Source organism: Pseudomonas sp. yb_9, from assembly GCF_043103635.1.
Lineage (GTDB): Bacteria > Pseudomonadota > Gammaproteobacteria > Pseudomonadales > Pseudomonadaceae > Aquipseudomonas > Aquipseudomonas monteilii.
In genome coordinates this window covers 217,372-237,311 of the sequence record NZ_JBICKA010000079.1, presented here as the reverse complement: position 1 = coordinate 237,311, position 19,940 = coordinate 217,372, and the positions used below count along the sequence as shown (strand labels likewise).

Here is a 19,940-nt window from a genome sequence, read left to right as displayed (position 1 = left end):
CCAAAAAAGATGGCACACTTGGCTTTGAACGATCCTCATTAGAGTATAAATTGAGAAAGCGAGTAATTTGGGGACCGTCAATTTCTCGATCTGAGCTACCTGGCGCAGTTAGAAAAGCTACAAGCGGCCAGCAAACAGTTACTTCCTTAAACAACCACAAAGAGAAAATATTTCACTTAATTTATCCGTTTTTCACGGATGGCGAGTCACTATTCTTTTCAAACAAAATCAAAACAAGTCACCGTGTAAATGCACTTGCTGTAGGCAAGCTCTTCCAAAATGTCGCACTAATCAAAAGCCTAACCGAGATCCTTCTTAGCGAAGAGCATTTCGATATAAATCGGTTGGCGCAGCTTGCCGAAAGCGCAGTACTTTTGGGGACGAGCGACATAGTCACCTGTCAAGCTGAGTTTATGTCGCCAGGTGATATGTGGTGTAGAATACCGCTAATTGGCGAATCCCTTACAAATCAAATTTTTGCTTCCGTCTTGGCTTGCCTACTACTTACCGGACAAGTAGGCGCCGAGGAGATAGCCAGCCTGACAAATAACGAAGCCGCACCGACACTGGCTATAAAAAAAGACACAAACGATATATTCTCTGACAAATATAAAACCCCCGCCATATCTCAGAAACTAAAATCTATTGCCAAGGCCGCCAGCTCTCAAGCTGAAAACATTGAAAGTCAAGATCACTCAATCATTGAGGTAAAAAAGAGTCTCAACCTAAGCCTCACTAAGGTAGATACTGAAAAGCTCGAAGCATTCGAGTTTGGTATCAACGTGCTGGAGATAGGGAAATCTCATGAAAATCGTTGAGCCAATCAGCAGCGCACTATTAATAACAGGATGTGTCTATGCCGCTGGCACAAGCCAAAACAGTGCTTTCATGCGAGAGTTCGGCATTAATCCAGAATTCAGCCAACCATCTATCGACAAGATACTATATGATGGAGGGCTTATCACCTTTGAAATATTTTACGGCCACTTAAAGTTATTCTTCTTGTTATTTTTCATCATTGCTATCTTGCTGGCAGCAGCCTGGTCTGTAGCCAAATTAACTAGCCCTGGCTCCGCGATAGCGAATATACCCAGCTATTTTGGTCAAATAAAAAGCGCACTGCAATACACCCCGCTTGGCTTCCTGTTGCTCCTTTATATAATATACCTGTGTTTTTCGTCTTACCAAAAATCACAAGAAGTCGGAATCAAGCTTTCAGAGACTTTTATTGAGAGATGCCACTGGGTAATCTTAAAGGACAAGGAAAGCACAACTAAGGCTTGCGCCTTCAGGAAGGATAAAGACTCTATTTGGTACTACAATATCAAAGATGGCGATTTGAACATAAACTCAAAATTACTAACAGAGCTAGGCCAGGTTACCTATTTGGAGCCCCAAAAAAACTCGATCGCATCGGAGCTTCACTAGAGAACGTTTGTAAGCCAGGCGCTGTTTTAACCAGTAGGCCCCCACTGCGAAGGGCTGCTATAGGTCGAGAGCTGCCATTCGAGGCAGGCAGCTAACGGCCAAAAGCAGACACTAAATCTAGCCCCCAAAACCGAGGCGATTCACTTTGATGATGCGATACGCACATCTTTCGCTAGATCGCCTCTAGGATTCGGTACGGATTGGCCCCCTACTTGCTAACCTTCTTCAGTTCACTGCTCTGGCCTTCCAGTAGCTTTATATAATTTCTTAAGTTAGCGTCAAAGTTTTCTCTTTCTCTAGAACGTACATTTAGAAAATCTTTGTTACTGGGTATTTACTTTACATCTGCAATCAAATCATCGTAACTTCTGTAGGCCATACTATTTATAGCCATTATTCTTTCTGATGCGTCTTTCGCATCATTCATTTTGCCCTGCACTATAGCGATTGTGAGGAGCCCTCGAAGCGGGTCGACGCTTGAGAGGTAGTCGCTTTGCGAGTCGAACGCCGCTTTTGACTTGTTGAAGTACTCTATAGCTTTATCATAGACGCCAAGTCGCATAAAATACCAACCTAGCTGCTGGGATCGCCAGCCAGTGCTTGGAGCACTCTCGTGAAACTTGGCTTGTATCTTATATATATCAGGCTCATAGTCCGTGTAGCTATTGGCATTAACTATAGCGAACAATAGATTGTCATATATTGTGACTTGCATTTTTTTAGGGAATTTTTCTATCACTTTCTCCGCAGTCAGTTCGTGAAGTTCTTGCGCGGCCAAATCATACTCACCGCTTAATAGAAGCGACTGAACAGAAAAAAGTCTTTCGTATGGAGCCAATTTTATTTCTGCTTGTGACTGCACTTGCTGCTCAATAAATTTATAGGATGCTGACAAGGACAGTAAGAATCCACCTATGGCAGAGAAAGCAATCATAAGAGCTTTGCTTACAGCAGGATGCCTCTCAAGAAGCGCCATGAGATCTGCTAGAAAGCTTTTGGAGGGAGCGGTCGTCTGAACGGTGTCGGTATTTGGACTGGGTATTTGGTGTGGCGTTGTGCTTTGGTTTGTCATTTTATGCTTCTAGGCGATGCGGCGATTTTTCAACATTTTATACTGCACAAACGGAAATACGGAATACCCCCAGATTCCTTGGAGAAATCCAATCCTCAACGAAAGGTTGTTACGTAACTGCGGCGCGGTACGTGTTTAGTCGTTTGCTGCCTGTGGTGAAGTGCAGCATTGGGTCGAAAGAAGCCCTCTACCAACCATAGATTTGGGTCGTTTTCTGCCGATCGGCTTGATTAGCTTGCCTATCTATCTTGCATGCACGAATGGCCTCCACGCTCAATGTGGACAGCAATCCGGCTGGCAGCCACAGGCAAGACAAAGCACAAAAAAACTGCGAAGGGAGCAAAACCCCTTACAATCCACGATCTGATTTCCTACACATTTCCCCACCGAAGCCCAAGAGATAGCCCCGTGAGTGACTCAGACAGCTCGTCCGCGCCACTGGTTGACGTAGTGAGGCTTGCCGCATCCCTCCAACAGTTCGCAGATGATCGCGAGTGGCAGCAGTTCCACTCCCCCAAAAATCTCATCCTGGCTCTCACTGGCGAGGTAGGCGAGCTGTGCGAGATTTTCCAATGGATGAGCGATGCCGACTCGATCTCCGCCGCAACAGATCCCGAAATCGGCCAAGCCGTGAAGGACGAACTGGCGGACGTACTGATGTACCTGGTTCGCCTGAGCAGCGTACTCGGCATTGACCTCAACGAGGCCGTGACACAGAAACTCGCCTCGAATGGCCAGAAGTACCCCGTAGATAAAGCCAGAAGCAACAGCAAAAAGTACGACCGACTCTGACCAACACGCACCTAAGGACAACCCGTGATCGTTTACGCTGCGACCAAACAGCAATTTCTTAAAGACAACGATAACGATGACATTGAGGAGGTGATCCTCAGGCATTACAAGGAAGCTACCGGCAAGAACGTCGGCTCCTCGGAAATCAGGTCGTGGCAAGGGTCTCTGACGTACATGGCCAAGGTCCTTAGAGATGAGGGCCTCCCGAGCGATGCAGGCCTGGCCATCGAATTGCACATTCCGCAGTCGTCGAAGCGAATCGACTTTCTACTCACCGGTCGCGACGAAAACCAGGCAAAAAAGGCCGTACTGATCGAGCTGAAGCAATGGAGCAAGGCCAACGCCACAACCAAAGACGCAATCGTCAAAACGGCATTGGGTGGCGGCCTCATTGAGACCATTCACCCGTCCTATCAGGTATGGTCCTATGCAGCGCTGCTGGAAGGCTTCAACGAGGCGGTGTATGACAAAAGCATCGAAATCCGTCCGTGCGCCTACCTCCATAACTACGTCAGCGACGGTGTCATAGATTCAGCCCACTATGAGCCCCACATCAGCAAGGCTCCGCTGTTTCTGAAAGGCCCGGAAGAGCTCAGCAAACTCAGAACCTTTCTGAAAAAGCATATAAGTCATGGCGACAACAAAGAGGTTCTTTACGAGCTGTCCGAAGGAAAAATTCGCCCATCCAAGGCGCTAGCCGAAGCCCTCGCGGGGTTGATGAAAGGCAAACCCGAGTTCGTGTTGATTGACGATCAGAAAGCAATTTTTGAGTCGGCGCTTGCGGCGGCAAGCGAGGCTTCGGACCAAGCACCCAAGGTAATGATCATCGAAGGTGGACCGGGCACCGGAAAAACTGTTCTGGCTATCAATCTGCTGGTGAAGCTCACAGAATTAAAGCTGATGAGCAAATACGTCTCCAAGAATGCCGCCCCTCGCAAGGTCTACGAAAGCAAACTGGTTGGCACCATCAAGCGCAGCCATTTCTCGAATTTCTTTTCAGGCTCTGGGGCATTCATCGACACTGAGCCCAACACATTCGATGCGCTCATCGTGGACGAAGCTCACCGACTGAATGAGAAAAGCGGGCTTTATGGAAACCTTGGGGAGAACCAGATCAAGGAGCTGATTGACTCAGCGAAATGCTCCATTTTCTTCATTGATGAGGACCAGCGTGTAACCTTGAGCGATATCGGCAGCAAGCAGGCGATTCGCGCCTTTGCGAAAGCCAAGGGTGCTGTGGTTGAAGAACACGTGCTGTCTTCGCAGTTTCGCTGCAATGGTTCTGACGGTTACCTGGCATGGTTGGATGACACGCTAGGCATTCGCTCGACGGCAAATCCTACGCTTGAGACCCAAGAGTACGAGTTTAAGGTGTTCGACTCACCTCAGGCGATGCATGACGCAATCAACGAGAAAAACCACGGGAACAAAGCTCGTGTGGTCGCGGGCTATTGCTGGCCTTGGTTGAGCAAGAAAGACCCCACCGCTGCTGATATCGTGATTGGTGACTACAAACGCCAATGGAACCTGGATCAGGATGGCAGCCTATGGATCATCGCTGAGAACTCCATTGAGCAGGTTGGCTGCATTCATACCTGCCAAGGTTTGGAAGTCGACTACGTCGGGGTGATCATCGGGCCAGACCTAGTCGTACGTGACGGTAAGGTCGTGACATCCCCAGATGAGCGCGACAAGCACGATAAATCGATTCGCGGCTGGAAAAAAATGATGAAAGAGCAACCTACCCTCGCGAAAAGTGAAACAGACCTGATCATCAAAAATACGTACCGAACCCTGATGACACGCGGGATGAAGGGTTGCTACCTGTACTGCACCGACAAAGAGACTGCGCAGTACTTCGAGAGTCGGCTTAGCCAGCACGGTAATCATTGACGGTATCGTCGTCAGGAGCTCCTGTACGTGCGAGTGGGGACATCGTACGCGCAGGGGCGACAATCAACAGCACGACCATTTGCTTGATAGATTTGGACCCCATTCGCGTTTGGGGGCGGTTCACAAAAGTACCATCCATCGGAATCCAGACCACGCTGCGTTCCAACTGGTATTCCAAGCAAGTTGACCAATAAATTAATAACTAGAAAAAGCAGATAGATACCGACTGGTTTCAAATTACCCCGGCACTTACCGCGCGCCGCCCAACTGCATCACTACCCCCTCTGCATTCCCCCTGCCCGAGCCTTACCCCCCACAACCATGGCAAACCGCCATCAAAACAAGGTAAATTCGCCGCATAAATGGCGTCAACAATCGCCACCCCGTTCAAAAAGACAAGGACGTAGCGATGCCCACCCCCAGGTACTCCCTCCTCAGGCACCTGTCCCCAAAGCACGCGCACCACTTCTCCCCACAGGCGCTACTCGCAAAGCCGCATGACCGTGGATAAGGAGTAGTACCCATGCCCCAACCTTTCCGCTTCCAAAGCGCACGCTCTGCCGGCTCCAGCACCACAGAAGCCAACATCTTCATCCACGGCTACAGCGCCGGGCATACCGATGAAGACAAGCAGCTCCTGCTCGACAGAATTCCCGAGCAGTTAACGCACTACACCAACATCTTCGCGTTCTGGCCTTCGAATCACATCTTTCGGTTCGACAAATCCTCAGCCTGGAAGCTTGCAGCAGCAGGCCTGAATGCCGGTGCGGCCTTTACCGGTGCCTCCATGGGCTCTCTAGGTCTTGTGGGAACGCTCGCCAAGGACCGGATGGGCAACTTCACCCAGGCCCGCGCACGCGCGGAAAGCATGGGCGCGGTGTTGCTGGACCAACTCCAGGCGTACCTGAGCAGCCACCATCCCCACATCAAGAGCATCAACCTGATCGGCCACTCGCTCGGTGGCCGGCTGGTCATCAGTACCCTCAAAAACTTCTCCAAACGGCAGCAGTTGGCCATCAACGATGTGTTGCTGATGGCAGCTGCGGTCGAGGTCACGGCCATCGAAGCACGCAAGATGCGCGGCGTGCTTCAGGGGCGGTTGATCAATGCCTATTCGAAAGCAGACAAGACCCTGCTGCTGAACGTGGGTGAAACCTGCTTGGGGCGTAACGAGGTCGAGCACTTCGAAAGCATCGAGATGGAAGACTTCGGCCACACCGATTACTGGGAGCGGCTGCCCGAGGTGTTGAGCAAATCACGTTTCAAAGCAGGCCTGCCGCCTTCCCCGGCACCCGCTCAACCATCCGCTCACGCCAAAAAGCCAACCCGCGTGCTTACACAACCCGCCAAAGCAAACACGATGAAACTTGAACTGAACAGCCCACGTGACGTTTACCAGCAAATCAACGATGAACTGTCACTCATCATCGCTGAGCTGAAAAATGCCTCGGACGACGAAGCCTTGAACCAGGCACGCGAAGAGGCGCTCCAGCGTCTTGGCCAGCATCGCACCGCGCTGTATGAACGACTCGCCGAGCTGGAAAAGAACGCAGAGTGGAACACGTTCACCATCGCCTTTTACGGCGAAACCGGCGCGGGCAAATCCACCCTTATCGAAACCTTGCGCATCCTGCTTCAGGAGCCTGGCAAGCGGGCCAGCCAGCAGGCATTCCGCAAGCTGCGCGAGCAATATGGGGTGACGGAAGAAAACCTGCAGCGCCTGCAACAGGACATTGAGCAAGCCGAAGCGCGCCTTGGCGAACTGACGCAACAGCTGAATGCCACGAGGCAGCAGTTTGAACTGCCGTTCAGCGAGGCCCAAAGCGCCCTCGACCAAGCCAATGCAAAAGCCAATGAGCTGACTCAACGGCTTGGCGCTGCACTTGAACAACACGAGCAAGCGCACAAGGACGCATTATCGGCCGTCACCCGACTGCATACGCTGCTCGCCACACGCAAAAGTACCGCCTCGCTCTGGCAAACGCTCTTGGGCCTGTTCAGAAAAATGCCGGAAGAGCTCGAGCTGAATGCAGCCACCGCGTCGCTGACCGAAACCACTCAAGCACGCGATAGCGCTGCCGCGACCTTTAACGCCGAACAGCAGAAGACAAGCCAAGAGTGCCTTACGCTGGAACGGCAGTTGGTAGAGGTAACGACAGCACGTGACCAAGCCTGTGCGGCGCTTGCCACCCAGCAGACACAGGCAACACAACAGCATCAGGCACTTGTGCAGCAGCGCCTTGAAAATGAAAGCCAATTGGCGGACTTGGTGGCCCAACTGCAGCTCCATGCCGATGGTGAAATCATCGGTGACGGCCAAGCCGACTACACCCGAACGACACAGCGCTATGAGTTCGAGCTGGACGGCCAGCCATTCGCGTTGCTGGACGTACCAGGTATCGAAGGAAAGGAAGGCTTGGTACTCGACCAGATTGAGCGCGCGGTGCAAACCGCTCACGCCGTTTTCTATGTCACCAACCAGCCCGCCCCCCCTCAAACGGGCGATGGGCAGCATCAAGGCACACTGGAGAAAATCAAGCATCACCTGGGGGCACAAACCGAGGTCTGGACCATTTTCAACAAGAAAATTACCAGCCCCAAGCACTCCCTGGGTAACCGACCGTTGATCTCCGACGATGAACGCATCAGCCTTACCGGGCTTGACGAGAAGATGGGCGAACAGCTTGGCAAACACTATCAGGAGGTGTTCCCGCTAAGCGCGCTGCCAGCATTTCTTGCTTCAACCGATCACCTCGCGCCGGGGTCACAGAATGCCAAACGGCGCAGCAAAGCGCTTGAAGACTTCGGCGCTGACGAGTTGCTGGAAAAGTCACGACTGCGCGCCTTCCTGCAACTGCTCGGCGACCGGTTAATCCATAACGGCAAAGCCAAGATCGTCCGGGCGAACTTCAACAAAGCCAATGATGTGCTTAACCAGACCACCACGACGCTTTCAGGCGTGCAGCAAACCTTGGGCGCGCTGTCGAGAAAGCTCTCTCAAGAAGAGCAAAGTGCCAAAAGCCAGCTGAACAGTAGCTTCCAAGCGCTGAAAAAACGCTTGGAATCCAGTGGCGAAACCTTGATCGACACGTTCGCCAGCAACGTGCGTAACAGTGTGTATGCGCAGATCGAAGAAAATATCAGCAACGACGCTTTCAAAAGCGCCCTGGCCGAAGCACTCGAAGACCAGAAGCATCAGCTGAGCGAAAAACTGCCCGACGCCGTGAACGCTGAAGTTGGCAAGTTCCAAAAGGCGGCCGAAGATATTCTCAAACGCTTCGAAAAACATGCTCAAGAGCTGACCACAAGCTACGCAAAGCTGGGTAGCTTGCGCTTCAACGAGCATTTCAACCTCAACATAAAAATCGATAACGGCATCAAGGTCATGGGATTGCTGGCCAGCCTTGTGGGGATCGCAGCAGCACCGTTCACTGGCGGTGCCAGCCTGTGGGTCGCTGGTGGGGCAGCACTTACCTTCCTGATCGCGGTCGGCAAAGCGCTTTGGAGCGCAATCGACAAGGACTACAAGAAGTCACAGCAGCGTCAGGCCACTGATAAAAACCTGCGCAGCGCCACCGAGCAACTGAGCGACACGTTGCGCGAGAGCCTTGATAGCGCCCTGGAGGATATGCAAGGGACGATCGAGCAACTCGACCTTGCGCTGGAAGCTCCGGCCAAACAGGCTGCCAACCAGGTGAACACACTGTCTCGCTCGACCAACCGCCTGAAAATCCTCTCTCGCCAAATTGAAATCGCAGGAAATCTGTAATGGAAAACACCCTAAAGACATTCAAGGCCCAACAGACAAGTGCGCTGACACTGCTCGACAGGCTGCAAGGTTTTCTCGCACAGGGCGCACAGGCGGGTATACCGATTGACCCTGCGTTAATCAGCAAGCTGCAGAATGTCATCAACAGCATGTCCGGTGAAAAACTCAAGGTCGCGTTGATTGGCGGCTTCTCGGAAGGCAAAACCTCCATTGCGGCGGCCTGGATGGAAAAACTGGACAGGTCGAGCATGAAGATCAGCCACCAGGAGTCTTCCAATGAGGTGAAAGTCTACGAGGTCGGCGAAGACTTCGTGCTGATCGACACCCCCGGGCTGTTTGGTTTCAAGCAACAGGAGAATGCCGAAACGCACACCATCGAAAAGTACAAGGACATCACCAAAAAGTACGTGAGCGAATCGCACCTGGTGCTTTACGTGATGAACTCGACCAACCCCATCAAGGAAAGCCACAAGGATGACCTGACCTGGTTGTTCCGCACCTTGGACCTTTTGCCCCGTACCGTTTTCGTCCTCAGTCGTTTCGATGAAGTTGCCGATGTAGAGGACGAGCAGGACTACCAGTCCAACCTACAGGTAAAACGCAAGAACGTGGCAGGTCGCCTTCGCGAACAGATCGGACTGACCGATCAGGAAGAAGCCGAACTGTCCATCGTCGCAGTCGCTGCCAACCCCTTCGACATGGGCGTGGAGCACTGGCTGGCCAACCTTGAGCAGTTCAAGGAGCTGTCGCATATCGCTACCTTGCAGACGGCCACCACTGGCAAGATCCAGCAGAACGGTGGCAGCGCCGCACTGGCCAACGAGATGCGCGCCAGCGTAATCCGAGATGTGCTCAACAACCAACTGCCTGTTGCCATCGAGAACGACGAGAAGGTTGCCCAGGAAGTTGGCCGGCTTGAAGAACTCAACACGCGTCTGGTCAATCAACTGGCCGTGACCGGGCAGCAGATCGAAGAGGCGCGCATCAGCCTGCGCAACTTCGCCACGCGCTACTTCTCTGACTTGATTCTTCAAGCCAAAGGTTCCAGCCTGGAAACCTTCGGCGACTTTTTCGAGCGTGAAATCGGTGCTGAAGGCATCATCGTGTCCACCCGCCTGCAAAACGAATTCAGCCGCCAGACCCAATCGATCACGCTCGAAGTTGAAAAGATGCAAGTTGGCTTCGACAGCGAGGTCAACCACTTCAATACCACGGTCAAGGCACTGGGCAAACAAGGCATCAACCATGTGCTCAAAGGCAACCTTATCAGCAACACTACGGTATTGGCCGCGCGCGATGGCATCACGACAATCGCCAAGACGGTAGGCATGGATATCGGCAAATACCTGAAGTTCAAGCCGTGGGGTGCTGTGAAATTCGCCAAAGGTGCCAACGGGGCCCTGGCCTTCGTAGGCGTAGCGCTCGAAGCCTGGGATAGCTGGGAGCAATACAAGCGCGAAGAGGCATTCAAGAAGTCTGTTGCGAACATCGTCAGCAACTTCGAACAACAGCGTCAGGACTTCCTTGACCTGGTGAACTCCGAAAGCTTCAAAGAAAAGTTCTTCCCCGACTACCTGCAGCTCAATTCGCGCCGCCAGGAACTTCAGGCCAACGTAGATGAAAGCCGTGTCCGTCAGCAGCGGTTCCTGGCATGGCGCAATGAGGCAGAAGCCATCGACGCCGAATTCAAAAGGTTGAGCTAACCCGCCTCAGATGCCCGCTGCATGCAGCGGGCACACTACAAACACGGCTGGTTACCAAGCGGACGCACACCGCCGTTCCCAACGTCTTCCTTGCCCGCTATTCAGCTAGCCCCTCGCCGCGCCAAAAACTCCGCTACAGCAGCCTCCAGCCACCCCGCCGCTCGCATCTTCAAATCGGTGCTACCGCACCGCGGGCACACCATAAACCATTCACTCGGCCTCAATGCATCGCTACGCGGGGCGATAGTCTTCTTCCAGTTGCAGTCTTCACACACCAGCGTGAAGGGCTTTGGTTTTATCGGCATGAATGCCTACTCCTATAGAACGTTACCAAGCATCACTGCCCAACCGGCATCACCCCCTGCAACAACTCCACCTTGCGCCGCAACTGCGCCACATGCTCCCGCTCCGCCCGCACCGCCGCCCTCAGCTCACGGTTCTCCATCTCCCAAATCTGCAACCAGCGCAAATCCTTCTGGCAGTGCTGTACCTTCTTGCCAAGCTCCCCCAGCCTCAACCCCTGCTGAATCAGCACCAGCAGAATGATCCCCATCGCCACCAGGGCCCCCGTCGCAACCACTTCCGGCATTGTCATGCTCATATCCTTTGCAGCCCCCGATGTATTCCGAAGACGAGCCAAAGATATGTAATGCAAAACTACACGTCCAGAATGTAGACTTATACAGGTAAAGTAATCGCGCACATGGAGAGGGTATGAAACGCAAGCAATCCATCGAGCAGGTACGCTGGGACCTGGCACTTCGCTATCGCCTGATCGAAACCGTTGCCTGGTGGGAAGGCCGGCTGACCACGGGCCACCTGATGCAGAGCTTTGGCATCAGCCGCCAGCAGGCGTCGAAGGACATCAATACCTACATCACCGAACATGCGCCCGAAAACTTGACGTATGACAAGCAGATCAAGGGCTATGTACCGAGCGAACAGTTCGAACCGCTGTTCATCGACAACAGCGCCAGCGCCTATCTACACCTGCTGTACCAGAACAATGAACGCGCGCCGCACATCGACGGGCTGGCGCTGGCTTATGCGCACACCCGGGTGCTGGAGGTGCCTGACCGCCCCATTCGGCCCGAGGTGCTGCGCCCCTTGCTCAAGGCCTGCCGTGAAGGCCGGCGGCTGGAAACCGAATACGTGTCCTTCAACACCCCCAACGTCGAGGTGCGCCTGATCGCCCCGCACACGCTGGTGTATACCGGCATGCGCTGGCACGTACGGGCTTACTGTGAAAAAAACGGCCAGTACCGCGACTTCGTGCTCAGCCGTCTGCGTGGGCAGCCCGATTTGCTCGACGCATCGCCGAACACACGCGAGCAGGATGAAGACTGGAATGTCGAAGTGCCGGTTATCTTCGCGCCGGATGAGCGGCTGAACGCGGCGCAGAAGGCAATCATCGAAACCGACTACGGCATGACGGATGGGCAACTGGTGGTGCCCAGCCGCAGGGCGCTGGTGAAGTATGTGTTGCAGCGGTACCAAATTGACCACCGCAACATGGCGGTACTGCCCGAGGCCCAGCAGCTGGTGGTAAGCAACCTCAAGGAACTGAAGCCGTGGCTGATGAATGACTAATGCCTGAATGCCGGGGTTATCTCCGGCTTACTTGCGCAGTAGTTCGTGCCTGAAGCGCGCTTCCAGCGAGGGTATTTCAAGCAGCACGTCTTCGTCTTCCCATACGTCGTAGGAGCGTTCCATCTCGATGTCGCCGGCCATGAAATTCTCATCGAAAGGGGCATCTTCATCGATTTCCTCGTAGAGCGACGTGGTGTACCCCTTGATCCAGAGCTTGCGCTTTTCGGCACTGATCACATAGCCGGAGGTGTACTCGCTACCCAGCAAACGCTGGGGTTCTGCCGAACCTTTGCGAGCAAGGCCGGTAACTGCAATGACCAGATGCGCCAGTTCATCCATGTCTGGGCAGACGAACTCGTGAAACGCGGGCCAAAACTCCATATCAGCCTCAGAAGCTCGCCAGCCTTTCGCGTCGTTGACCTCGCTGAGGTCTTCATAGGGGTGCGAATGAAAGGTGCCGATAAGCTCCAGTTGCGGCCAGTACTCTGCAAAGAAATCGCGCTTCATCGCGATGGATTCAAAATCGGGCTTTACCCATTCCGAGTGCCTGAGTGCAGACGTTTCGACCGTTGCTACAACCGCAACCAAGCGCGCAGGCTGGTTGTTGCGCACGGGCAAGGCATACCCCCACAGCAAACCGAATGTTTCGAGCTTTTTGTTGCTCTTGCCCCGCGCGTGCGACCTGTGCGACACCTCGTAAGCTTCGATTGCCGAGGTGAGCAACTGTGGCAGGACGTGATCCTCAATAATTACCTGTGTGCGCATTTATTCCTTCCTGGGGATTGCTGCTGGTCTTTACCGTTCCATGAGTGCCCAGGACACTACCCAGGCGAATAATGGCAATTCGCCTTAATCTTACCTCGTTCAGTTGTTTGAAGTGCGGTAGAGGCGGGCTGAATTCCCCAACAGCCACCCGCCCCATACCCTGGCCTTACCAGCTATAACTCAACTTGGCCGTAACCTCCCGCCCCGGGTTGTAGTAGTTCGCCGTCCCCGACCCCACCACATGCTGTTCGTCAAACAGGTTGCTCACATTCAGCGCAAGGTCCGTCCCTTTGGCAATCTTGTAGTTCAGCGCCGCGTCAAACAGTGTGGTGCCGTCGCTTTTCTTGGTGTTGGCAGCATCCATGTAATAGCCACCCACGTACCGAGCCCCCAGACCAACGCTCACATCCGTGTTGGCAATGTCGTAGTAGCTCCACAGCGAAGCCGTATGCTTCGGCGCCACGGTGAATTCCTTGCCCTTGAGCGAAGTACCGTCATACAGCGCACCGCGCAGCACCTCCGTTTCCATGTAGGAATAGGCACCGATGAGGCTGAGGTTTTGCGTAACTTGCGCCTTGGCTTCCAGGTCCAGGCCACGTGCACGCGACTCACCCACCGTCTGCTGCTCGATGATGCCGCTCGGCAGCACGACGGCGATGGTGACGTTTTCCTGGGTCAGGTCATAAACGGCAGCAGAGAACAACGCGTCCATGCCCAGTGGCGAGTACTTCACGCCCACTTCGTACTGCCTGCCGGTCTGCGGCGTTACGCCAACCTGCGGAGGCGAAACCGACTCCACCATGCTCACGTAAGTGGAAACCTCATCGTTGACGATGTACGTCAGCGCGCCACGGTAGGACGTTTCAGAGAAGTTGTCGCTTTGCTTGTTCACCCCGCCGACGTACTCCGTGCTGGACAGGTCCATGGAGTCATTACGCACACCCGCTGTTGCGATCAGGCGGTCATAGAAGGACAGGTTCTGCTGCAGGAACACGGCCTTGGTGGTGGCGTCGTTTTTCTTGCGGGTGTAGGGCGTAACGCCGCCCGGCACGCCGGTGAATACCGGGTTGGCGATATCGATGGAGGGCGCCAGGCTGTAGACGGAACTCTGTCTGGTGGTCGAGTCGAGGTACTCCACACCCACCAGGGTGCTGCTGTCGATGTGCTCGAACTGGGCGTCGTATTGCAGCATCAGGTTGCCGTTGAGCTGATCGGCATCGCTGTCAGTTCCGAACACATAGCGCGGGATGGTGGTACCCACCCGCGAAGCGCTGTCGCTCAGGTAGACATAGCCAAAGTCATCGCTTAATTCGCTGTAGCGCAGGTTACCGCGCAGCGTGAAGCCGTTATCGAAGTCATGGGTGATGTTGCCACTGAGGCTGGTGCGCTCGACATCGTGGAAGTTGTAGCCGGGCTCGCCGTAGAAGTCGCTGCGATCGTATTCCTTGTCCAGAGGGTAACCCCCGCTGTTTGGCGAGCTGTTGGTCTTCAGGTAATCGAGGATCACTGTGGCCGAGGTGAAGTCGGTAGGTGCCCAGGTCAGCCCGCCCATCACGAAGCGGCTGTCGTCCTGCGAATGGTCGTACTCGCGGTCGCTGTTCTGCATTTTGGCAGTGAAGCGGCCCGCTAAAGTCTGTTCGTCGTTTAGGGCATCGCCCACATCGATGCCGGTCTCGGCATGGTCATAGGAGCCGTAGGTCACGTAACCCTGGCCAAACCTTTCGAAGCGCGGCTGTTTGGTCACGAAGTTCAACGAGCCGCCCGGGTCTGCCGGGCCGAACAGGGTGGAGTTGGCGCCTCGCAGAATTTCGATGCGCTCGTAGGCGTAAGGGTCTTCGCGCACACCCCGCATCGAGCTCAAGGTCAGGCCGTCACGGTACGTGGTGGCCTGAAAGCCGCGGATCTGGAAGTAGTCGTTGCGGTCATCCGAGCCGTAGAAGTCGCTGACCACGCCAGGGGTGTATTGCAGCGCCTCTTCCGTGGTGCTCACACTGCGCTGCTGCATTTCCTTGTTGGTGACCACAGACACGGAAGCTGGTGTGTTGAGGATGCTGGTCGCTACCTTGCCACCTACCCAAAGCTCCTTGGCAACCACCGAGTTGATGTCGTCATCGGCACTGGCCTTGACCTTGGCGTTGATGATGATGGGCGCCAGGCGGTAATCCTCAGTCGCACCAAGCTCCAGCGGGCCGGCAGGTTTTGGCTGCGGCACCACCAGATAGGCACCCGGGCCTTGCTGCTCAGCCTGAAGCTCGGTCCCCTGCAACAACGACGAGAGTGCAGCCGACGTGCCCAGCGTACCCTGCACGCCCGCCGTGTTGCGGTTGGCGATGCTCTGTGCATCGTAGGACAGGCTGATATCAGCCTGGCGCGCAAAGTGGTCAAGCGCCGGCGCCAGCGGGCCGCCAGGAATGTTCCATTGCTGGACCTGGTTGTTGTGCTCAGCGTTTGCAGCTTGCGCAAGCGCAGGCAACGCAGCGCTGCTGACAACCAGGCCCAGGAAAGCAGCGTGCACAGCACGGCTCAAAGGATGGCGCTGTGAAACCGGGGTAGAACTCATTCTCTCGCTCCGTAGGGGGTCGGCGGGGCGGCCTGTAATCCGGCCTTGTTTACAGGCCGGACGAGAATGAGAAATCACCTCATTTATTTTACGACACTATCAGCACGTCCTGCCGGGTGGGCAGCGGGCGGTTCAGCAGCACGCCAACCAACACCGCAAACAACAGCGCGGCAACACCCGCAACCTGCAACACGGCCTGAAAACCACCCATGAAGGCCTGCCGCGCAACGGGAGCTACTGCTTCACGTAACCCCGGGTCGATCAACGCCAGCGCTGCCTGCAAGTCCCCTGCGGCAACCCGCGCGGCCATCGCAGCAACCTGGCCCGTTTGCGCGGGGGCTACAGCAGCCATGGATGCGTGCAGCAACTGCCCGCTGCGCGTAGCCAGCACACCGCCGAGCACGCCAATGGCCAGCACGATCGCGCCAAACCGAATGGTGGTACTCAACCCCGAGGCCATGCCGGTTCGCTCACGCGGCACACACGCCATGATGTTCTTCTGTGTATCGCCATTCAGCAGGCCGGCACCCGCGCCCAGCACCAGGCTGGCCAGGGCGAATGCGCCATAGCCGCCGTGGCGCGTGGCCCAGGCACACAGCAGGTTGCCCGTGCCCACCAGCACCAGGCCCAGTGCAAATATTTGCGCCGGGCTCATGTGGGCAGCCAGGCGCATACCCAAGCGCGGTGTCAGCAGCATGGCGATGGCGAATGGCAACATGCCTGCGCCAGCCGCCAAGGGTGACAGTTGCAAGCCGCTCTGCAAGTAAAGCGGCAGCAGGGTCATCATCACCTGGGCGCAGGCTGCGTAGGCGAACATGCCCAGCAAGGCACCAACGAAACGCCCGCTACGCATCAGCTGCAGGTCGATCATCGGCCGCGTCTGGCTGCGCTCCACCATGATGAACAGGCCGAACAGGAAGGCACTGATCACCAGTCGACCGAGGGTTTGCGCGCTGCCCCAGCCCACCTGGTTGGCATCGATCATCGCCCAGATCAGGTAGCCCAGGCTGCCGGCGAAGGTCAGGCTGCCCCAAGGGTCGAGCCGCGCGGCGGCGCTGTCGCGAGATTCCTCGACACTGCGCAAGACCATCACCGCCAGCAATGCCACCAACGGCAGGTTGATGTAGAAGATCCAGCGCCAGCCCAAGGTGCTGGCAATCACGCCACCCAGCAGCGGCGCCAGGGTGATGGTGGCGCCCATGCAGGCCCCCCAGAAGGCCCAGGCACGCATGCGTTCCTGGGGTTCATGAAAGCGGTTGCCGATCGCCGCCAGGGCCGAAGTCAGCAGCAACGCGGCACCAATCCCCTTGGCGGCCCTGGCCAGGTCGAGGAACAGCAGGTTGGGCGCCGCACCGCAGGCCAGCGAAGCGATGCCGAACAGGGCCAGGCCAAGCAGCAGCATGCGCCGCCGGCCGAAGCGGTCGGCCAGGCTGCCGGCAGGCAGAAGGCAGGCGGCGAAGGCCAGCAAGTAGGCACTGACCACCCACTCGATATCGGCGAAAGAGCCGGACAGGTCACGGGCGATACTGGGCAGGCTGACGGCGACAATGTTGGTGTCGAGGATGATCAACGCACAGACCAGGGAGGCAGTGAGCAGGGTAAAGCGTGCAGAGGGGGCAGGCATGGCAGGCTCCAGATACGGGCTGGTCGCCGCAGCGCCAGCCTTGTAGTGTTGGCCTCACCATAACGCCGCCAACCCCAGGCCTTGTTAGCCCAGGCGGCCTGCGTCATTACCCTGTAGGTAACACCCATGGAAATCCGCCATTTCCGCTATTTTCTCTGCGTTGCCCGCCACGGCCATTTCACCCGGGCCGCCGAGCAACTGGGCATCGCCCCGCCTACCCTCAGCCGGCAGATTCAGGACATGGAGCGTGAGCTGGGCGTACGCCTGTTCGAACGCAACCAGCGGGAGGTCAACCTGACCGCTGCCGGCCAGGCCTTGTTGATCGAGGCCGAGCACGCCGTGCGCCAGTTCGACGCCGCACAATTGGGCGCACAACGGGCCGCCCGTGGTGAAAGCGGGCGCATCGAACTGGGCTATGTGGCTTCAGCCGCCTACTCTGGCATGCTCCAGCAGCAAGTCGCCCGCTACAGCGAAACCTGCCCCGGCGTGCGCCTGAACATCCGCGAACTGCCCATGGCCGAATTGCCCGGCATGGTTCGCGATGGCCTGCTCGATCTGGCCTATGTGCGCTCGCCAATGGAGTTGCCGGAAGAACTTGATGCCATCGCGTTGCATCAGGAAGGCTTTGTTCTCGCCCTGCCCGCCAGCTCACGCATCAACGAAGTGCCGCACGTTCCGGCCGCGCGCCTGGCCAATGAAACCTTCATCCTGCCGGAGCAGATTTCCGGCACGCTGGAGGTGGCGGCACAGGGTGGGTTCGTTCCCCGCCTTGGCCCGCAGCCCGGCAGCCTGGTGGCGGTGATTACGCTGGTATCGCTCGGGCAAGGTGTCGCAGTGGTCCCAGAATCGGTGGTGCAGCGCATCAACCTGCCACAGGTGAACTACCGCCGTATCGTCGATTGCCAGGCCAGCTCTTGGCTCAGCCTGCTTCACAGGCGTTACGAAAAAGCACCGGCGGTAAAGCGCTATGTGGAAGGCGTGAAATGCGGTGCATGACCAATGTTCCTGTATGGCCATGCGTGCTTAAAACTCACGCTCATCATGCTGCTTGCACTACCCAAGAATGATGAGGTTGTGGCTCCAGGACAATTGTGTCAGCAGTGCTGACACTTTCTCATCACCTCGATATAGATCGTAAACTGCCGCATCCTGGACAAATTCAAAAAAACAAAGGGCCCCCATCCACAGGTGCCCTTTGTTTTACAGCCAAGTGAACTCAATCACCCCATCGAACGCGCCCCCACCGGTTGCGCATGGCCGCGCGAAGTCACGATCCCCAGGAAGGAAATCACGATCGCCAGGCCCAATGTCGAACTCACTTCCGCCCGGTGCTCAGGCGTGTACATCATCACCGCCAGCGCCCCGGCGATGAAGATGATCACCGCCCAGGTCAGGTACGGGAAGAGCCACATACGGAACTTCAGCTCGGTGTTCTCCCGCTCCAGGCGGCGGCGCATGCGCAGTTGCGAGATGGCGATGACCATGTACACCAGCAGGGCGATGGCGCCAGAGCTGGCCAGCAGGAACTCGAACACGCCCTTCGGCGCGAAGTAGTTGAGGATGGCGATGGCCGCGCCGATCAGGGTGCTGCCAAACACTGCAGCACGCGGTACGCCAACCGTGGAGGTCTTGTTGAGGAAGGCCGGGGCATCACCGCGCTTGGCCAGCGAGTACATCATCCGCGAAGCAATGTAGATCGACGAGTTCATGCAGCTGGTCACGGCCACCAGGACCACCAGGTCGACCATGAACGCCGCATTGGGGATGTTCATGATTTCCAGCGCACGCTGGTACGAGCCCACCACGGCCAGTTGCGGGTCGTTCCATGGCACCACCGAGATGATCACGAAGATCGACAGGATGTAGAACGTGCTGATACGCCAGATCACCGAGCGGGTGGCCTTGGCGATGTTGCGCGACGGGTCGCTGGACTCGGACGCGGCGATGGTCACCGCCTCGGTGCCGATGAAGCTGAACATCACGGTAATGAACGCGCCCACCACGGCCGACCAGCCCTTCGGCGTAAAGCCGCCGTGCTCGGCCATCAGGCTGCTCAGGCCGCTGACCTCGCGGTTAGGCAACCAGCCCATCAGCGCGGCAAAGCCCAGGCCGATGAAACCCAGAATCGCCGTTACCTTGAGAATGGCGAACCAGAACTCGAACTCACCGTACTTGGCCACGCTGAACAGGTTGGTGCCGGCCAGCAACAGTACCGAGGCCAGGGCGAAGATCCAGCTGTCCACCTGGGGGAACCAGGCGTTCAACACATGCCCGGCGGCCAGCGCTTCGATAGGGATCACCAACACCCAGAACCACCAGTACAACCAGCCGATGGTGTAGCCGGCCCAACGGCCGATGGCCTGGTCGGCATAGGTGGAAAACGACCCGGTGTCAGGGTGCGCTACGGCCATTTCGCCGAGCATGCGCATAACCAGAACCACCAGGGTCCCGGCCACGAAATAGGAAATTATGGTAGCTGGCCCGGCCGCCGCGATGGCATGGCCAGAGCCTACGAAAAGTCCGGCGCCGATGATGCCGGCGATGGACAGCATCGTTACATGACGTGGCTTGAAACCTTGTGCAAGGTTGCCATCAGATCCCACGGTGTTCATTGATGTTGTTCTCTTTTTGCTGACACAAGGATGGACGGGCAGGCGTAGGCGAAAATATCTCCTTTCAAATCAATAAGTCGACAGGATGCTCGCGCGCTGTTGTTGATCTTTGGCACGCATCACAGAGCAAGG

At 56.1% G+C, this 19,940-nt stretch carries 14 protein-coding genes; 8 read left to right on the top strand and 6 right to left on the bottom strand.

The features are described 5' to 3' along the window. Both ACF8MI_RS21855 and ACF8MI_RS21850 read left to right on the top strand, forming a co-directional pair. Positions 1-818, top strand: an 818-nt coding sequence (locus ACF8MI_RS21855; protein WP_392517803.1) for a hypothetical protein, incomplete at its 5' end; no start/stop codon positions are given. Further along, positions 805-1,428 (top strand): hypothetical protein, encoded by a 624-nt coding sequence (locus tag ACF8MI_RS21850; RefSeq protein WP_392517802.1) that lies wholly within the window; start codon positions 805-807, stop codon positions 1,426-1,428. The genes ACF8MI_RS21855 and ACF8MI_RS21850, both read left to right, overlap by 14 nt. 334 nt (positions 1,429-1,762) lie before the next feature. Here ACF8MI_RS21850 and ACF8MI_RS21845 read toward each other — a convergent pair whose 3' ends face one another. Next, complete coding sequence (locus tag ACF8MI_RS21845) at positions 1,763-2,500, bottom strand: hypothetical protein (RefSeq protein WP_392517801.1); 738 nt, start codon at positions 2,498-2,500, stop codon at positions 1,763-1,765. Positions 2,501-2,908: 408 nt separating this feature from the next. Here ACF8MI_RS21845 and ACF8MI_RS21840 point away from each other — a divergent pair, with 408 nt between their 5' ends. The 4 genes from ACF8MI_RS21840 (at position 2,909) to ACF8MI_RS21825 (ending at position 10,657) form a co-directional block, all read left to right on the top strand. Further along, entirely contained in the window at positions 2,909-3,292 is a 384-nt protein-coding gene (locus ACF8MI_RS21840) for a nucleotide pyrophosphohydrolase (RefSeq protein WP_392517800.1), read from the top strand. 24 nt (positions 3,293-3,316) lie between these two features. Further along, positions 3,317-5,185, top strand: coding sequence for a DNA/RNA helicase domain-containing protein (locus tag ACF8MI_RS21835; RefSeq protein ID WP_392517799.1), 1,869 nt, complete (start codon positions 3,317-3,319; stop codon positions 5,183-5,185). Between the two features lie 523 nt (positions 5,186-5,708). Next, positions 5,709-8,954 (top strand): DUF726 domain-containing protein, encoded by a 3,246-nt coding sequence (locus tag ACF8MI_RS21830; RefSeq protein WP_200928824.1) that lies wholly within the window; start codon positions 5,709-5,711, stop codon positions 8,952-8,954. Then, on the top strand, positions 8,954-10,657 hold the full coding sequence (locus tag ACF8MI_RS21825) for a LeoA/HP0731 family dynamin-like GTPase (RefSeq protein WP_060498469.1): 1,704 nt from the start codon (positions 8,954-8,956) through the stop codon (positions 10,655-10,657). The genes ACF8MI_RS21830 and ACF8MI_RS21825 overlap by 1 nt, the downstream gene beginning before the upstream one ends. A 337-nt stretch (positions 10,658-10,994) precedes the next feature. Here the strand turns inward: ACF8MI_RS21825 and ACF8MI_RS21820 are convergent, their stop codons facing one another. Continuing rightward, positions 10,995-11,252, bottom strand: a complete 258-nt coding sequence (locus ACF8MI_RS21820) for a hypothetical protein (protein ID WP_104833914.1) — start codon at positions 11,250-11,252, stop codon at positions 10,995-10,997. A gap of 119 nt (positions 11,253-11,371) precedes the next feature. Between ACF8MI_RS21820 and ACF8MI_RS21815 the strand changes: the two genes are divergently transcribed. Further along, positions 11,372-12,247: a YafY family protein gene (locus tag ACF8MI_RS21815; protein WP_104833913.1), complete on the top strand. Its 876-nt coding sequence runs from the start codon at positions 11,372-11,374 to the stop codon at positions 12,245-12,247. 27 nt (positions 12,248-12,274) lie between these two features. Here the strand turns inward: ACF8MI_RS21815 and ACF8MI_RS21810 are convergent, their stop codons facing one another. From ACF8MI_RS21810 to ACF8MI_RS21800, 3 genes are all read right to left on the bottom strand, one after another. Continuing rightward, complete coding sequence (locus ACF8MI_RS21810; protein WP_104833912.1) at positions 12,275-13,012, bottom strand: hypothetical protein; 738 nt, start codon at positions 13,010-13,012, stop codon at positions 12,275-12,277. Between the two features lie 166 nt (positions 13,013-13,178). Then, entirely contained in the window at positions 13,179-15,572 is a 2,394-nt protein-coding gene (locus ACF8MI_RS21805) for a TonB-dependent siderophore receptor (RefSeq protein ID WP_200928825.1), read from the bottom strand. A gap of 88 nt (positions 15,573-15,660) precedes the next feature. Next, the gene (locus ACF8MI_RS21800) at positions 15,661-17,196 is read right to left on the bottom strand and encodes an MFS transporter (RefSeq protein WP_082426363.1); all 1,536 of its coding nucleotides are present in this window, start codon (positions 17,194-17,196) and stop codon (positions 15,661-15,663) included. A 126-nt stretch (positions 17,197-17,322) separates the two neighbouring features. Between ACF8MI_RS21800 and ACF8MI_RS21795 the strand changes: the two genes are divergently transcribed. Then, on the top strand, positions 17,323-18,192 hold the full coding sequence (locus tag ACF8MI_RS21795; protein ID WP_060498474.1) for a LysR family transcriptional regulator: 870 nt from the start codon (positions 17,323-17,325) through the stop codon (positions 18,190-18,192). A 224-nt stretch (positions 18,193-18,416) separates the two neighbouring features. On the opposite strand, the gene gabP is transcribed toward ACF8MI_RS21795, so the two are convergent. Beyond that, on the bottom strand, positions 18,417-19,808 hold the full coding sequence (gene gabP / locus ACF8MI_RS21790; protein WP_060498477.1) for a GABA permease: 1,392 nt from the start codon (positions 19,806-19,808) through the stop codon (positions 18,417-18,419). Positions 19,809-19,940 lie beyond the last annotated feature (132 nt).

What these genes read in the sequence shown, in the direction of transcription:
- ACF8MI_RS21820 (WP_104833914.1), bottom strand. Translation starts at nt 11,252, where the DNA reads ATGACAATGCCGGAAGTGGTTGCGACGGGGGCCCTGGTGGCGATGGGG.
- ACF8MI_RS21815 (WP_104833913.1), top strand. Translation starts at nt 11,372, where the DNA reads ATGAAACGCAAGCAATCCATCGAGCAGGTACGCTGGGACCTGGCACTT.
- ACF8MI_RS21825 (WP_060498469.1), top strand. Translation starts at nt 8,954, where the DNA reads ATGGAAAACACCCTAAAGACATTCAAGGCCCAACAGACAAGTGCGCTG.
- gabP (WP_060498477.1), bottom strand. Translation starts at nt 19,808, where the DNA reads ATGAACACCGTGGGATCTGATGGCAACCTTGCACAAGGTTTCAAGCCA.
- ACF8MI_RS21805 (WP_200928825.1), bottom strand. Translation starts at nt 15,572, where the DNA reads ATGAGTTCTACCCCGGTTTCACAGCGCCATCCTTTGAGCCGTGCTGTG.
- ACF8MI_RS21810 (WP_104833912.1), bottom strand. Translation starts at nt 13,012, where the DNA reads ATGCGCACACAGGTAATTATTGAGGATCACGTCCTGCCACAGTTGCTC.
- ACF8MI_RS21850 (WP_392517802.1), top strand. Translation starts at nt 805, where the DNA reads ATGAAAATCGTTGAGCCAATCAGCAGCGCACTATTAATAACAGGATGT.
- ACF8MI_RS21795 (WP_060498474.1), top strand. Translation starts at nt 17,323, where the DNA reads ATGGAAATCCGCCATTTCCGCTATTTTCTCTGCGTTGCCCGCCACGGC.
- ACF8MI_RS21800 (WP_082426363.1), bottom strand. Translation starts at nt 17,196, where the DNA reads ATGCCTGCCCCCTCTGCACGCTTTACCCTGCTCACTGCCTCCCTGGTC.
- ACF8MI_RS21830 (WP_200928824.1), top strand. Translation starts at nt 5,709, where the DNA reads ATGCCCCAACCTTTCCGCTTCCAAAGCGCACGCTCTGCCGGCTCCAGC.
- ACF8MI_RS21845 (WP_392517801.1), bottom strand. Translation starts at nt 2,500, where the DNA reads ATGACAAACCAAAGCACAACGCCACACCAAATACCCAGTCCAAATACC.